Source organism: Shewanella sp. MF05960 (assembly GCF_050849305.1).
Classification (GTDB): Bacteria; Pseudomonadota; Gammaproteobacteria; order Enterobacterales; family Shewanellaceae; genus Shewanella.
Genome location: NZ_JBOZPS010000006.1, coordinates 90,582 through 104,709, shown reverse-complemented (window position 1 = coordinate 104,709; position 14,128 = coordinate 90,582). Strand labels below are relative to the sequence as shown.

Below are 14,128 nucleotides of genomic sequence, written 5' to 3'. Positions count from 1 at the left end.
ATTACTGGCATCAGGCTTGGCTCTCATCTAATAACGGACGAATTTTTTGTTGAAACACCTCTGGCGTTACAAAGCATAACTCCTGAGTGGCAATTTCTACCGCGGCCTGGATGGTATAACCTTTGGTAATGCGCGCATTGGTTTGGGCATCGACAATTTGGTAGTTAATTCGCAAACGGTTTTCCCACTCAACAATGGCGGCAATCACTTTGACTTTTTGATCAAAGGTGCTGCTTTTAACATATTTAACCTGTACGTCGACAATCGGCCAGGCATAGCCTGATTCAAGCATAGTGCGATAGTTATAACCGAGTTTATCGAGTAATTGACAGCGTACAACTTCAAAATAGCGCAGGTAATTACCGTGCCAAGTAATGCCCATTGAGTCGACATCGTGAAACGGGATCACCATTTCCATTTCGGTGAGTAGTAAACCTTTCATTTAACATACCTCCCATTGACCGAGTTGAATTTTTTCAACCGTTTGGCGCAGTACTGATTCTAAAGGACGGTCTTCAGTGAGCAGCTCGCAATCGTTGCTCACTTGCTCAAGGGTTTTAGCGAGCGATGGGGTTAATGACTGCGGATCTAACTCTTGCTGTATCACCCGCAGTTGGATCCCCTGGCTCATGGCTAATAAGGCCGCTGCTGCCACTTGTTCTGTTAGTTGCAGTACGCGCATGCAATCTCGCGCGGCAATGGTGCCCATGCTGACTTTATCTTGATTATGGCACTCTGTAGAGCGCGAAAACACACTGGCAGGCATGGTGTTTTTTAACGCTTCAGCAGTCCAGGCCGACACGCCGATTTGTACCGCTTTAAAGCCGTGATTAATGGCGCGGCGCTCACCTGTTGCAGCCGATAAATTAGCCGGTAAACCATTATTAAATTTCGGGTCCATCACTAATGCCATTTGGCGATCAATCAAGTCGGCAATATTGGCCACGGCGTTTTTCATCGCATCCATAGCAAAGGCTATATGCCCGCCATAAAAGTGGCCGCCATGGAGTATGTGTTCGCCTTCAGCATCCACAATCGGGTTGTCGTTGGCACTGTTGAGTTCGGTTTCAATAAACTGGCGCATAAACGGCAGAGCATCTTGTAACACCCCGATAATATGCGGTGCACAGCGGATTGAGTAACGGTCTTGTAGACGGTCGGAATTACGCGGATGAGTGCGATGGTTTAAGTCTTCACGGATCCAACTGGCAATTTGGTTTTGCCCTGGGTGAGGTTTGGCGGCAAATAAAATCTCGTCAAAATGGTTAGCATTACCTTTAAGGGTTAACGACGCCATCGCAGTTATACGACTTGATAAACGGCTCAAATATTGCGATCTGTCATAGGCTAAACACGCCAGTGCTGTCATGACGGCAGTGCCGTTCATTAATGCGAGGCCTTCTTTAGGGCGCAACCTCAATGGCATCATGCCAAGTTGTAAATACACATCTTTAGTGGCTTGGCGTTTACCTTGGTACATGACCTCGCGCTCGCCCACTAATACTGCAGCAAGGTAAGACAATGGCGTTAAATCACCACTGGCACCAACCGAGCCTTCCTGGGGAATGATGGGGGTAATGTCGTTGTTTAATAGCCACTCAATACGTTGCAATAATAGATAACTCACCCCAGATTTACCCACAGCCAATGAGTTTAGGCGGCATGCCATAATGGCGCGTGATTGCATTGGGCTAAAACTATCGCCTAAGCCACAGCCATGAAAACGGGTTAAATGCAGTGGTAATTCGTGGACTAAATCTAAGCTTACATTGACGGTGCAAGAGTCACCATAGCCGGTGGTGACGCCATAAACTACGCCCTCTTCATGTAACAAACTATCAATGAAACGAGCGCCTTTTTGAATATATTCAACGTAGTCAGCGGTGTCAGTGAGCTTAACTTGGGCGCCTTTGGCGACAGCAACAATTTGTTCAAGGCTGAGATAGTGTTGACCAAAATGTACAGTGTTATCGGTAGCGTCTGCTGAAGATGTGTGGCTCATGAGATTATCTGTCCTGACTGGGGAATGGGGTTGCGCTTGAGTGTGAATGCTGGTTATTACGGATGACCAGCTCGTCTTTGCGCCAAAAATCGAAAAAGTTAAACCACTGCATCGGCGCGAGTTGCGCAAAATGGGCTAAACGCTGGCTATATTGGCTCATGGCAGCCGTTAAGCGTGCAGTTCTGCCTGAGCGAGGGCCTTTGAGCGTGTCACTTAAGTGCTCAACATGGACTTGATAACGGCCATGTTGGCGAATACAAAATAACGTATAAACCGGACAATCTAATAAACTGGCCAAAATAAATGGCCCTTGCGGGAAAGCTGCGTCCTGGCCTAAAAAAGGTAAATAAGTCACGCGACCCTGGCTACTTGATGAGGTGCGGTCGGCTGCAATTACCACTATTTCGCCCTGATCAATTTTTTGTTGTAACAACATCGCAGTGCTGGGGTCGAGCTCATTTACATGGATTAAATTCAGGCTACTTTGCGGATTAAGTTGCTGCATGACTTTATTAAAGTTCTCAGCATGTTGGGTCAGTACCATCACATTTACTTTGACTTTTTGCTGGTGGATGGAGATAGCGCGGCACAGTTCCATATTGCCTAAATGCGACACAATCAATACCGCACCGCGCCCAGTTGCCACTTGTTCAGCCAGAATGTGACGGTCGTTAAAGTCGACTTGCGCTAAGTTAATTCTGTCACACCAGGCATCTATTCGGTCGAGAGCGGCATTTCCAAAAGCAAAAAAATGTTTAAGGCTGTCGCGCCAATTTATTGGGCTGTTAAGCTGTGGATGATTGGGCTGTTGCTGTTGTACTCGGTGTAAAAAATCTAATGATGCATCACGAGCCGTTTTACCGGTAAGGAAAAAGTAACAAATCACCGGATACATAATAGCGCGGCACAACCAATGTCCACCAAGGCGATAGCATTGGGCTAAAAATTTAATACCCCAAAAGCTGCCGCGCTCGGTCATGGCAGACCAATGCTTAGTTGTAGCTTGAGTTGACTGATTTTCTTGATTAGGCTGGTTTGAACCTTGTGTTGTTGAGTCCTTTTTTGCTAAATGTGGTTTAGCGATAATGCCTGGCAAGCGGGCTAACATGCCGAAAAACAGCTTGGTGTGCATCCAACTAATACGCACATTGTCTCTTACGCCTTGGAAGTGGCTAATGCCATCTTCTGGGTAAATGACTTTTGTTGGCACATGCACCACGGGCGTACCTTGCCAGTACAGTTTAACCATGACTTCAATGTCAAAGTCCATGCGCTCACCCAGCGCCTGTTGGCTAAACAGCTGCTCGGTAGCCGCAAGCGGATATACTCTAAAACCACACATAGAATCTTGAATATCAAAGCTGAGAGTTTCTACCCACACCCAAAAATGGGTAATGTAACGGCCATATAAGCGACCTTTGGGTACCGACTCATCATATTGCGGTTGGCCTGAAATTAACGCGCGAGGATGTTGGTCGCTGGTGGATATCATCAAGGGGATGTCGGCTAAATTATGTTGGCCGTCGGCATCAACTTGCAATGCATGGCTAAAGCCATCGCGGTGCGCTTGGCGTAAGCCGCTCATTACCGCCTCGCCTTTACCTCGATTGTAAGGATGTTGAATTAAAGTCACCCAGCTAAACTTATCCGCTAATGCTTGGAGCACGTAACGGGTTTGATCGTCACTGCCGTCGTCGACCAAATAACAAGACAACTGGTATTGATCCAAATCGGTTAAGGTTTTTTCTATCGCGATATGGTGGTTGTAATTGGGGATCACTAACGCCAGTGTCATGAGTCACTCTCAGTATTCATGTCGGTATTAATGGCGGTGTTAAAGGCAATTCGACCAGAAGCAAAACGTTTGTCGCCATCACGGTAACTGAAAATCAGTTTCGACTTGTGTGCTTGATGTTCAATGACTAAATCAACGTAGGTATTAGGCAAAATAAGTTGCTGAAATTTAAGCACTTCGAGTGTGGCGATATTGGCACTATAGCCAAAGGCGTTACAGCCTAGTTTTACAGCCCAATCTAATTGCGTTACACCTGGCAGCACTGCCTGCTCAGGGAAGTGGCCATCAAAAAAAGCCAAGTCGCCACTAATGAACAAGCGCCAATGGCATTGTTCACCTTCGGCATGTTGATGAATAATTTGCGGTAATTCGGATTTAATCATGAATAAATAAAGCTGCTATATCGGCTGAAGTGCGTTTACCCTGGCTGTTAAGCGGCAAGGTTTTAGGGTAGCGCCAACGCTTAGGTAAAGTGATGCGCTCAAATTGGCTGAGTAAGTGATTCTTTAATGCGGTGTTAATCGCTAACTTACCTTCATCTTTGAGCGTTTGTCTGCCCAGTTCATTTAAGCATACGGCCGCGCCGAGCATGGTACGTGGTTGCTCTAATACGGTGACGGCCGCGTCGCTGACAAACGGGTGTGTTTGTAATAGATGCTCTAACTGCGCGAGTGATAAGCGCTTTTCTTCTATTTTGACAATACGATCTAAACGGTGCAGTAAACGAAATTGGCCATTTTCAACCAACTCGATTTTGTCATCACACTTTACCCAAGTATCTGGGCTTTCTAAATAAACAGACTGCAACATTAACGCGCCGTCTTGCGGATCTGCATCAACGTTAACTTGCTCAAACGGTTGCCATGTTTGCAATGCTTGATGCTGGCGACGATAGGCGATACCGCCAGTTTCGGTGCTGCCAAATACTTCAATGGGTAATTGTTTAAAGCATTGTTTTACCGCTTGCGCTGCCTCAAAATTTAACGGGCCACCTGAACTGAAAATTAAACTCGGAATCCGTTGTTGTGGCTGATTATCTAAGGCATCTGGCAAGCGAGTTAACTGCGCCGGACTGCTAATGAGACACAGGTTTGGCATGATGGCGAGGTAATAACTTAGAGTTTCAGGAAAGTCGATTTGTTCGCTTAAAAATGCGCGACTGGCAGCTAACGGCCATAAAATTTTAAACAATAAGCCATAAATGTGCTGGTGCGATACCGTTGATACCACAGAACAATGTGGCAAATGCTGGGCAAAGGTATGTTCTAAAATACTGACTTCGGCATCCAGTTGATTAAGGGTTTTTGTAATGGCTTTGGGCTGACCGCTACTGCCTGAGGTAAATAAAATTAACTCACCTAGGCTTTTGGCTTGTGGCCATTGTGCCGCAGGCAAGCTGAGCTCTTTTTTGAGGACGATAAACTCGCGCACTTCGCATAATGGTTTGTCAGCAATAATGGCATCAAACTCGTGATTGAGTTCGCTTAACGTGCCGCGCTGGGTATTGGAAGGCAATATGACCTGCTTACCTGCGAGCAAAGCCGCGCATAAGCCCGCAGCAAATAAATCACTCTTTTGCGCAGCCAGTAACCATCGCTTTGCATCGCTTTGACTGAGCTGTTTGTGCAAGTGAGTGACGTGGGCACAAAACAGCGCTCCCGTCATAATGTCATGATGGTCAAAGCTAATCAGCTGCTGAGCAGCAGGGCCATCGGTTAACCAGTTAAGCAAAAGTTTAGTCATGTTTTTTCAGCCAAAACCTGCGATAAATCCATTCACCACTGAGTAGCATGCCTATCAGCAAATAAGCTATCAGTCCGTTATAAAGCGTCCACATTTCAATGCTGCTAGCTATTGCTGTGTAGGCTGCTATGGCGCCATTGACAACAAATAGCCCGCACCATAACTTGGTAATAGTGCGTAAATATTCAATTGCTGAGTCTGGTAAATCAGGCTCTGTTATACGTGCTAAGCGCTCAATCATACTGGGGCCATGCATGAGCGAATAACTAAATAACCCCAATAAACTCATATTGATGACTACTGGGTAATACAATAACCAGTCATTACGCTGAGCAATAAAACTTGCCCCAGTTAAGCCAATCCCCACGATTAATGGTAATACCATTGCACGCACTTGTTGCTTAGTGACGAGCATACGCGTTAACAGCAGTACACACAGCAATAGTGCGATATACCCAGGTGGTAAATACTGTAATCCAAAATACACAGCTAACGGGTAAGCAACAATCACTAGCGTGGTAATAACTTGCAGGATCAGCCGCATTAGCTTTGCATTAACCCTTCAATAGCGTTGACTACGTCATTAACGGTACGAACGGTTTTAAACGCTTCGGGTTGAATTTTCTTACCCGTGAGTTGTTGTAGTTTAATCACCAAATCTACGGCATCGATACTGTCTAAATCCAACTCTTCATACAATGATGCTTCTAAGCTGATGTCAGCTGGGTCTATTTCAAACTCGTCCACTAAAATGGTGCTGAGCATGGCAAAAATTTGATCTCGGTTTTGCATGCTGGCTCCTAAACACGTTGTGATTCAATGAAGCTAGCTAAGCTAGCAACGCTGAAAAAGTGTGCTTTAGTTGCGTCCGAATTGGCTTCAATTTTGACGTCGAATTCTTTTTTTATCGCTAGACCCAGTTCTAGCGCGTCAATAGAATCTAAACCTAGGCCTTCACCAAATAGCGCTGCATCAGTATCGATATCATCAATGGTGACATCTTCTAGGTCTAAGCTGTCAATAATCAGCTGTTTAATTTGGTTGTGTAAGTTCATTATTTTGTTTCTTATCAGTATGGCTATCAATAGGGTTTGATAGGCTGTTTAAATAAAACTGTTGCAAGTCTCGGGTAAGTTGCCGAGCCATTTTTGCTTCGTTACCTTGGGTAATCTTATAGTCATGGTGCAGTACGCGGCTACCGATTTCAACTGACATATTGATGGTTTGTCGTGGTATTTGGTACCAGGCTTGTTGTTTTGTGAGCCCTGGAACATCAGTGCGTAAAACTACAGGTAAAATATCACTTTGGGTACGGATGGCAATATTTGCCGCCCCGCGCGCAAACGGGTTGATAACACTGCCGACCAGTGTGCGGGTACCTTCAGGAAAAATCACTAAATTTGTCGTGTTAGTTAATACTTGCTTACAATCTTGCAGTAATAATTTAGCACTGCGATTAGGAATATAACCGACACTGGAGAGTACACCTCTTATAAATGGATTACGCCATAAACCTTGTTTAACAATACAGCCAGCGTTGGGCATTAAGCTAATTAATACCACTACATCAACCAGTGTCGGGTGATTAGCAATAACGATATGGCCTTGAACGTGTTGTAACAAATGCAAATTTTTAGTGCTGACATTAATGACGCCAGCACCACTTAACATGGCAACAAAACCTCTAAACATTAAACTCACAGTACGTTGTACCCTTGCGGTACGCGCTTGTGGCGTTCCTGGCCAATAGCGCAATATTGGCAATATGGTTAATGAGCTGAGTAAACCACCTAAACCAAATGCGGCATAACACAGTACCCCTGCTATCCATCTTGGGATATACCTCAGCCCCGTTAGCTTGGTTGCTACAGGTTGAGTGGTATTAAGATGATTGGCGGGTTGTGCCGAATGCGGTGAGTTAACCATGATGCTCTAGCGACCAATACCAATGGCATAAATATCCTTGGATATTTTTTGCGATTGCGATGTGGTGTATAAGCTCACTTAGGCTGATGTTATGAGGTTTTTGCGCGTTAAGCGGGCGATCAGAGAGCGTTAACGTGACACCCTTTTTGGCTTCAATATCAGCGAGCGCGAGGTACAGACCAAACGCGATAGGCAATTCAACTTCATGAATAAATTCGCTGTAAACCGGCGGAACAGGGTCATCGCCAAAGATCATCAAAACAGGGGTTGGGTCTTGGGCCAGTTGAGCATAGGTTTCAATTAAGGCTTGCGGCAGGGTTTGTTCGCCTGCAGCGATAGAAGTTGAAGCAGCGGTGTTATGGTTGACAATGCCAAAGATACCGCTGGCAGTATTATGCACCGATTGACTAAAGGCCATAGGTGATAATGCTTGTTGTTGAGTAATGTCTTTAAGTAGGCCTAGCGTTCGTGTGAGCTCGCCGTGACGAGAAGAAAACACACTGCGAGTTTGCGCGGCGACCTGACAATCATGTGCGGCTGATAGCATCATTTTAGTTAAACGGCTAAATCGACGACGCTGCATGGCTGGAATATGCGGTAAGGCAGGGGAGGCTTGGTTTGCGGAAACCGTGGTGTTTGGCAATTGCCAATGCTGCCAACTTTCAATGGTTTGAAAGTCTGGTGACCATGCGCCCCATGAGAGAAGTTTAAATGTTAAGTGCACTACTTTGCCTCGATATCCGCCTAGCTATCCTTATCTAAGTATTAACCATCATCAGCTAATAGCTGAGCATGTGTTAACGGCGCTAATTGTACACCCAACAAGGGTTGTTTAAGAAGTCACACAACAGAAAAAACGATGTTTAGACTATTTGTTAAGCGTATTGGTTAAAAAATTGTTCAAAAAAATAGCGCAGCTAATTTAGCCGCGCTATTACAAAGGATTTTTTACTTTATCCCGAATAAATATTATTGTGCTGGAAAGCTAGCCTGAAGCTTTTTGACCGCAGCTTTAATTTTACGAGTATTTTCTGGCCCCATACGAATTAATAGCTTTTGCGCATTCGGCAGCGCTTCTAGGTTAGGATCGGCATAGTGATAGTTCACTGTAACAGAAGATAATTCAATTGGGTCTTCAATAATTGGAGCATCAGCAACCATCGTAAACACTGCTCGCATACGCTTATCAAAATCAACGTCACTGTAACCTAATTCGGTAAATGCTTCGGTAAACAAAGGTTTAAGTTCAGTATAAGTGGTGACTAAATCTTTTTCGTTCAAACCTGCAACAAAGTCTGCATATAAATCATAACGATGGTAACTGTCTGGATTTAAAAATATTTTATTGGTGATTTCGCTAACAGAAAACTCTGTTTCTGGGCCCTTTAATGGACTGGCTTTACGCACCAACTCACCTTGAGCTAGGTTATCAACAAACACTACAAATTGGCGAGCAATGTCTTTTTTCAAAATCATTGGCGCAATTTTCATTCCGTTAGCAATGGCTAAGGTTTTACTTTCGATAAAGTCATCTGACTCTATTAGCGCCGGTAATGGCTCAACGGCTACAGGTGTTGTCCCAGTCGTTTCAGGCTCGCCTGAAGGCACAACGTCATCCTCTGTCGTGGCGGCTGCTTGTTGCGGTTCTTCAATGGGAGTTTGTTCAATCGGCGTTTCGGGTAATGCTTCTGGTAGCTCAACCGGTGTCATTACAACAGGATCAAACTCTTCACTGTTGTCACTGGTAAAATAAAAATAGCTACTGGCAGCAAGCAACGCGATAACCGCAATAGCAATAAAGGCTATATTGGTACCTGATTTTTCATCAGTTTGAGGGGTAATTCTATCTTCTTCATTAACTTGCATTTCAATTCCTTGGCGTGTTTGCTATCGATATAAATATCTAGATGGAGTCGAAAAATACTGCGTCATACCATTTTGCAATATTCAACAGCGTTGTCTAGTGGTAACTGGTGATAATCGACAATAATTCATTTTTAGATCAAGCTTTACGCTTGGACGTACTGTTGGCGATCGCCTAACCATCGCTGAATGATGGCATCGATGTTTTGCGGCGCTTGCTGATTTATATGAACCGCTAACTTTTGGGTCGGGGCAATGAGGTGTTGGTCACGAATTAAATCGGCAATTTTAAGATCGGCCAATCCTGTTTGTTTCGTGCCAAGGACTTCACCTGGGCCTCTGATCTCTAAGTCTTTTTGTGCAATAACAAAACCATCATTACTGTCTCTTAGCACGCCTAAACGCTTAGTGGCGGTTTGCGACAAAGGTGCTTTGTAAAGTAATACACAATGGCTGGCTACTGAGCCACGTCCTACTCGCCCTCTAAGCTGGTGTAATTGAGCAAGGCCTAAACGTTCTGGATTTTCAATAATCATTAAGCTGGCATTGGGCACGTCAACGCCGACTTCTATGACGGTGGTGGCCACCAATAAGTTCAACTCGCCTGACTTAAACTGCGCCATGATTGCTTGTTTTTCAGCGCTTTTCAGTCGGCCATGGACCAAACCCACCTTTAACTCGGGCAATGCGATACTCAGTTCTGCTGCAGTGTCTTCTGCCGCTTGGCATTCTAATACTTCAGATTCTTCAATTAAGGTGCATACCCAATAAATTTGGCGGTTATCGTTTACGGCGGCATGCCTAACGCGTTCAATGATTTGCTCCCGACGCGTATCGGCAATGGCCACCGTGGTGACAGGTGTTCGCCCTGGCGGGAGTTCATCAATAATCGACGTATCGAGATCGGCATAAGCTGTCATGGCAAGAGTCCGCGGTATTGGCGTAGCTGTCATGATTAATTGATGCGGATGAAAACCTTGATTCATGCCTTTTTCACGCAAACCTAGACGTTGGTGCACGCCAAAACGATGCTGCTCATCAATGATGATTAAGGCCAATTTATTAAAGACAACGGCTTGCTGGAATATCGCATGAGTGCCGATAACCATTTGTGCTGCGCCAGAGGCGATATCTTCAAGTGATTGAGCTCTGGCTTTGCCTTTAAGTTTGCCGGCTAACCAGCCTACTTTGAGGCCTAAAGGTTCAAACCATGTGGCAAAGTTAGCTGCGTGTTGCTCGGCCAATAATTCAGTGGGTGCCATCATTGCCACTTGATAACCATTTTCTATTGCTTGCAGTGCCGCTAAGGCTGCTACTAAGGTTTTTCCCGAGCCAACATCGCCTTGAACTAGGCGCATCATTGGCCTTGGGTGTTGGAGATCTTGGTTGATTTCAGCAACCACTCTTTGCTGCGCGCCAGTAGGTGAAAAAGGAAGTTGAGTTAAAAAGGGTTGTAACAGTTGTCCTGTGGCTGGCATGGCAATGGCAGCGTCTTGATTGCTGCGTTGGCGTAGTTGCAACATGCTCAGGTTATGCGCGAGCAGTTCTTCTTGAATCAACCGCTGTTGAGCCGGGTGCTGGCCTTGTTCTAATTCATATGGCGATACTGAACTCGATGGACGGTGCAATATATGGAGTGCATCGCGCAGGCTAATATTATTGGGCTGCAAATTTGCTGGGAGTAACTCAGGTAAACCGCCGTTATCTAACATGATTAATGCTTGTTCGGTCAGTTTTATCCAACTGGCTTGTTTAACCCCTTCGGTAGTGGGGTAAATCGGTGTCAGTGTATCGCTGAGTGTGATGGTCTCTCCAGCATGGATTATTTGATATTCTGGATGGACAATTTCTTTGTGGTGATTGCCGCGACGGATCTCGCCGTAAGCTCGAATAATCGCACCATGTTCCATTGCATTTCGTTGTGCCATCGAAAAATTAAAAAAGCGCAGGCTCATCATACCGCTATGATCGCGGACATTGCACACTAACATGCGCCGCTTGCCTTGCATGATTTGAGTCGATTGAATTTCAGCTTCGATGGTACCGTAAGTGCCAGGCGGTAATGCTGCAATGGGGTGAATTTGAGTGCGGTCTTCGTAACGCAGCGGCAAATGAAACAGTACATCTTGTACTGTCTTAATACTTAACTTGGCGAGTTTCTCAGCGACCTTTTTAGCAACGCCTTTAAGGTCAGTGATTGGAACAAGATCCAGTCGTAGCAAATTTTGCGCACCTACATTGATGATTAAGATATAAAAACAATTGTGATTTCAGGCTGTAAAACCATAATCACTGTAATTATATACATGTGTTTAAGGTATCTTAGCAGAGTTTGCTAACAAGGCAATATGCTTTACAACCAACCCTTTTGTTTCGCTATTCTCGCAGCATCAATGCGATTGCTGGCGCTAAGCTTATTAATGGCTTCAGATAAGTAGTTACGCACAGTGCCTTCAGCAATAAAAAGTTGGGTAGCAATATCGGCAGTAGACAGCCCTTCGCTGGCGAGGCGTAACGCTCGACGCTCTTTGTCATTAAGCGGGTCTATTTCACCGATGGCGCTAAACGCTAATTCAGGATCGATGATACGTTTGCCTGCCATCACTTGTTTAATGGTGCTGATAAGCTCATCCGACGGCGCATCTTTAAGTAGAAAACCACTGACGCCATACTCTAAGGCCCGCTTGATGTAACCCGCTCGGCCAAAGGTGGTTAAGATAATCACCTTGGTTTTACTGCTTTGCTGCTGTAACCATTGGCTTAATTCTAAACCTGATTTACCGGGCATTTCTATGTCTGTTAACAATAAATCATAGTGTTGATTTTTAAGCATTGCCATGGCTTTGTCGCCGTCTTCCACCTCGGTGATATTGATATTATCTGCAGCGAGAGTCAGTAAGGCGGCCAGTGCGCCACGGACCATGGCTTGATCTTCTGCGAGTAAAATATTCATGTTGTCTCTGTTATTGGCAAAGTAATGGTGACGATAAATTGCGGGCTCAATTGATACTGTACATCGGCGTGTAAAATGGCGGCGCGCTCTTTTATTCCTTTCAGTCCGTTGCCTTCAGTAAAGGCATTAATCGCCGCGTTTTCAATATAGTTCACTAACAGGCTTGTTGGCTGTGTTTGGATTGAAATCATGCAATGGTCAGCTTTGCTGTGCTTAATGGTGTTGTTTACCAATTCGGTTAGCATTAGACACAGTTGCGATTCGGTGAGGTTATTTAATGTTGGCCATTGCCCTTCAATAGTGACCGCGACAGATTTGTCTCTTAGTGTTTGTGCCAGCGTATTAATGGTCTGGCTTAAGCCTTGGTGTTTGTAATTTGTTACGGTCTGGCGAATTTGACTTAAACAATCGCGTGTTATCTGGCTCACTTGATTGATTTGCTGCTGCGCCATATCAGTTTTACCTGCGGTAATGAGTTTATCGGCCAGTTCTGCTTTTAAGGCGATAGCGGCTAAATGGTGCCCCATGACATCGTGTAAATCACGTGCTATACGTTCGCGCTCTAGAGCGGTTGCGAGGTGAGATATTTCATCTTTAGACTGTTGCTGTTGGCGTTTTATGCGTTGGCGATTTTGCTCAATCACTCCAAATATACCCACACCCAGACAAATTCCCATGCCATATAAGGTAAAAAAGTAACCTGAGTAGCCTATGCTGATATTGAGGGTTAAAAGTAGAAGGCTAAGCGCGATAAAACTCAATATTGCCGTACGAAGTGAATAAAAAAAGGCAATAAAAAAACAGCTAAAACTGAATAATGATATGGCACCACTGCTGACGAATGACGATCCAATAGAGATGATAATCATGAGTGCGATGGGTTTAATAGCTTGCTGTTTAGTGCCGTTGTAAGCCCAAAAATAGGCCGCAATAAATGGCACGAGTAATACGACCGCAACTGAAATCTTTAGCCATTGACCAGCCATAAAATACAATGGAATAAAATAAAACCCAAGGTTAATCAGGTATATCCAAGCGGTTTTTTGCTCGTAACTTTTGTGATTATTTGTTGATAAATCCGATGTCATGATGCCTCCTAGCGCAGTTAATCATAGAGTAACTGCGCATTAACTCAAGTGTTGGCATTATTGCTTAACGGCTTGCTGGCTGAGTAAAAATTTAGCCCAGCCATATTGCGGGTCAATATCTAATGCTAGTTGCCAGTCTTGCATCGCACCAGCCAGATCACCTTGCTCTTGCTTGGCTAATCCTCTCCATGTGTAGGCTTCTGAGTGACCCCAACAAATTGTTTCACAGGGTTGCTCATATTGTGTAATCGCCTTGGTGGCTAAGGTTTGCGCTTTATTAATCCCGCCGCCAAATACGCTGGGGGTATAAAATGCATTGATTGCTTTTACCAAACTTACCCGTGGATTATTGGGGGCAAGCTTGGTTGCTTGTTGCAATAATAGCGCTGTTTTCATGCCGTATTCGGCGCCCTTGCTATTATCAAGGGCTATTTGCATTCCATACACCGCGGCGAGTAATGCTTGAGAGTCTGCTGAGGCTTGTTGTGTTAACAGGGCTTCTAAGGTGTCTTGTGCTTGGGTTAACGACTTGGCCGTAAGGGGGCGCTGGCCGATAATGTTGGCTGTCACAGCTAAACGATAATTTGCATAGGCATGTTCATAATCATGGCTGTTTTCGCTTAATTGAGTGAGCTGAGTGACATCCATTGTATTGGCAGCGTTATCGATTTCATTGATATCAGCAAATGCATTGTGACTGGCTAAGGTAAGGCTTGTAATAAGTAGTAAGGTTTTCATGGTTATCTCCTGGTTAACCC

General features: G+C 44.9%; 15 protein-coding genes. All 15 read right to left on the bottom strand.

What is annotated here, in order from left to right; translation table 11 throughout:
• Nucleotides 1-10 precede the first annotated feature (10 nt).
• Entirely contained in the window at nucleotides 11-442 is a 432-nt protein-coding gene (locus ACROAE_RS07855) for an acyl-CoA thioesterase (protein WP_432400481.1), read from the bottom strand.
• Nucleotides 443-2,002 carry an HAL/PAL/TAL family ammonia-lyase gene (locus ACROAE_RS07850; RefSeq protein WP_432400479.1) on the bottom strand — a complete coding sequence of 520 codons (1,560 nt, stop codon included), beginning with the start codon at nucleotides 2,000-2,002 and terminating at the stop codon, nucleotides 443-445.
• 4 nt (nucleotides 2,003-2,006) lie between these two features.
• Nucleotides 2,007-3,797 carry a glycosyltransferase family 2 protein gene (locus tag ACROAE_RS07845; RefSeq protein ID WP_432400477.1) on the bottom strand — a complete coding sequence of 597 codons (1,791 nt, stop codon included), beginning with the start codon at nucleotides 3,795-3,797 and terminating at the stop codon, nucleotides 2,007-2,009.
• Nucleotides 3,794-4,180: a thioester dehydrase gene (locus tag ACROAE_RS07840; protein ID WP_432400475.1), complete on the bottom strand. Its 387-nt coding sequence runs from the start codon at nucleotides 4,178-4,180 to the stop codon at nucleotides 3,794-3,796. Before ACROAE_RS07840 ends, ACROAE_RS07845 begins: the two co-directional genes overlap by 4 nt.
• Nucleotides 4,173-5,540: an AMP-binding protein gene (locus tag ACROAE_RS07835; protein WP_432400473.1), complete on the bottom strand. Its 1,368-nt coding sequence runs from the start codon at nucleotides 5,538-5,540 to the stop codon at nucleotides 4,173-4,175. The genes ACROAE_RS07840 and ACROAE_RS07835 overlap by 8 nt, the downstream gene beginning before the upstream one ends.
• Complete coding sequence (locus ACROAE_RS07830; RefSeq protein ID WP_432400471.1) at nucleotides 5,533-6,084, bottom strand: hypothetical protein; 552 nt, start codon at nucleotides 6,082-6,084, stop codon at nucleotides 5,533-5,535. The genes ACROAE_RS07835 and ACROAE_RS07830 overlap by 8 nt, the downstream gene beginning before the upstream one ends.
• The gene (locus tag ACROAE_RS07825; protein ID WP_188957476.1) at nucleotides 6,084-6,332 is read right to left on the bottom strand and encodes an acyl carrier protein; all 249 of its coding nucleotides are present in this window, start codon (nucleotides 6,330-6,332) and stop codon (nucleotides 6,084-6,086) included. The genes ACROAE_RS07830 and ACROAE_RS07825 overlap by 1 nt, the downstream gene beginning before the upstream one ends.
• 8 nt (nucleotides 6,333-6,340) lie before the next feature.
• Nucleotides 6,341-6,595 carry a phosphopantetheine-binding protein gene (locus ACROAE_RS07820; RefSeq protein WP_160051926.1) on the bottom strand — a complete coding sequence of 85 codons (255 nt, stop codon included), beginning with the start codon at nucleotides 6,593-6,595 and terminating at the stop codon, nucleotides 6,341-6,343.
• Nucleotides 6,573-7,466, bottom strand: a complete 894-nt coding sequence (locus ACROAE_RS07815) for a lysophospholipid acyltransferase family protein (protein ID WP_432400469.1) — start codon at nucleotides 7,464-7,466, stop codon at nucleotides 6,573-6,575. The genes ACROAE_RS07820 and ACROAE_RS07815 overlap by 23 nt, the downstream gene beginning before the upstream one ends.
• Entirely contained in the window at nucleotides 7,459-8,190 is a 732-nt protein-coding gene (locus tag ACROAE_RS07810) for a beta-ketoacyl synthase chain length factor (protein ID WP_432400467.1), read from the bottom strand. Before ACROAE_RS07810 ends, ACROAE_RS07815 begins: the two co-directional genes overlap by 8 nt.
• Nucleotides 8,191-8,435: 245 nt before the next feature.
• Entirely contained in the window at nucleotides 8,436-9,332 is an 897-nt protein-coding gene (locus tag ACROAE_RS07805) for a DUF3014 domain-containing protein (RefSeq protein ID WP_432400465.1), read from the bottom strand.
• Between the two features lie 143 nt (nucleotides 9,333-9,475).
• Nucleotides 9,476-11,551 (bottom strand): ATP-dependent DNA helicase RecG, encoded by a 2,076-nt coding sequence (recG, locus tag ACROAE_RS07800; RefSeq protein WP_432400463.1) that lies wholly within the window; start codon nucleotides 11,549-11,551, stop codon nucleotides 9,476-9,478.
• Nucleotides 11,552-11,682: 131 nt separating this feature from the next.
• Nucleotides 11,683-12,282: a response regulator transcription factor gene (locus tag ACROAE_RS07795; protein WP_432400461.1), complete on the bottom strand. Its 600-nt coding sequence runs from the start codon at nucleotides 12,280-12,282 to the stop codon at nucleotides 11,683-11,685.
• Nucleotides 12,279-13,370, bottom strand: a complete 1,092-nt coding sequence (locus tag ACROAE_RS07790; protein WP_432400459.1) for a sensor histidine kinase — start codon at nucleotides 13,368-13,370, stop codon at nucleotides 12,279-12,281. Before ACROAE_RS07790 ends, ACROAE_RS07795 begins: the two co-directional genes overlap by 4 nt.
• A gap of 57 nt (nucleotides 13,371-13,427) precedes the next feature.
• Nucleotides 13,428-14,108 carry a hypothetical protein gene (locus ACROAE_RS07785; protein ID WP_432400457.1) on the bottom strand — a complete coding sequence of 227 codons (681 nt, stop codon included), beginning with the start codon at nucleotides 14,106-14,108 and terminating at the stop codon, nucleotides 13,428-13,430.
• Nucleotides 14,109-14,128 lie beyond the last annotated feature (20 nt).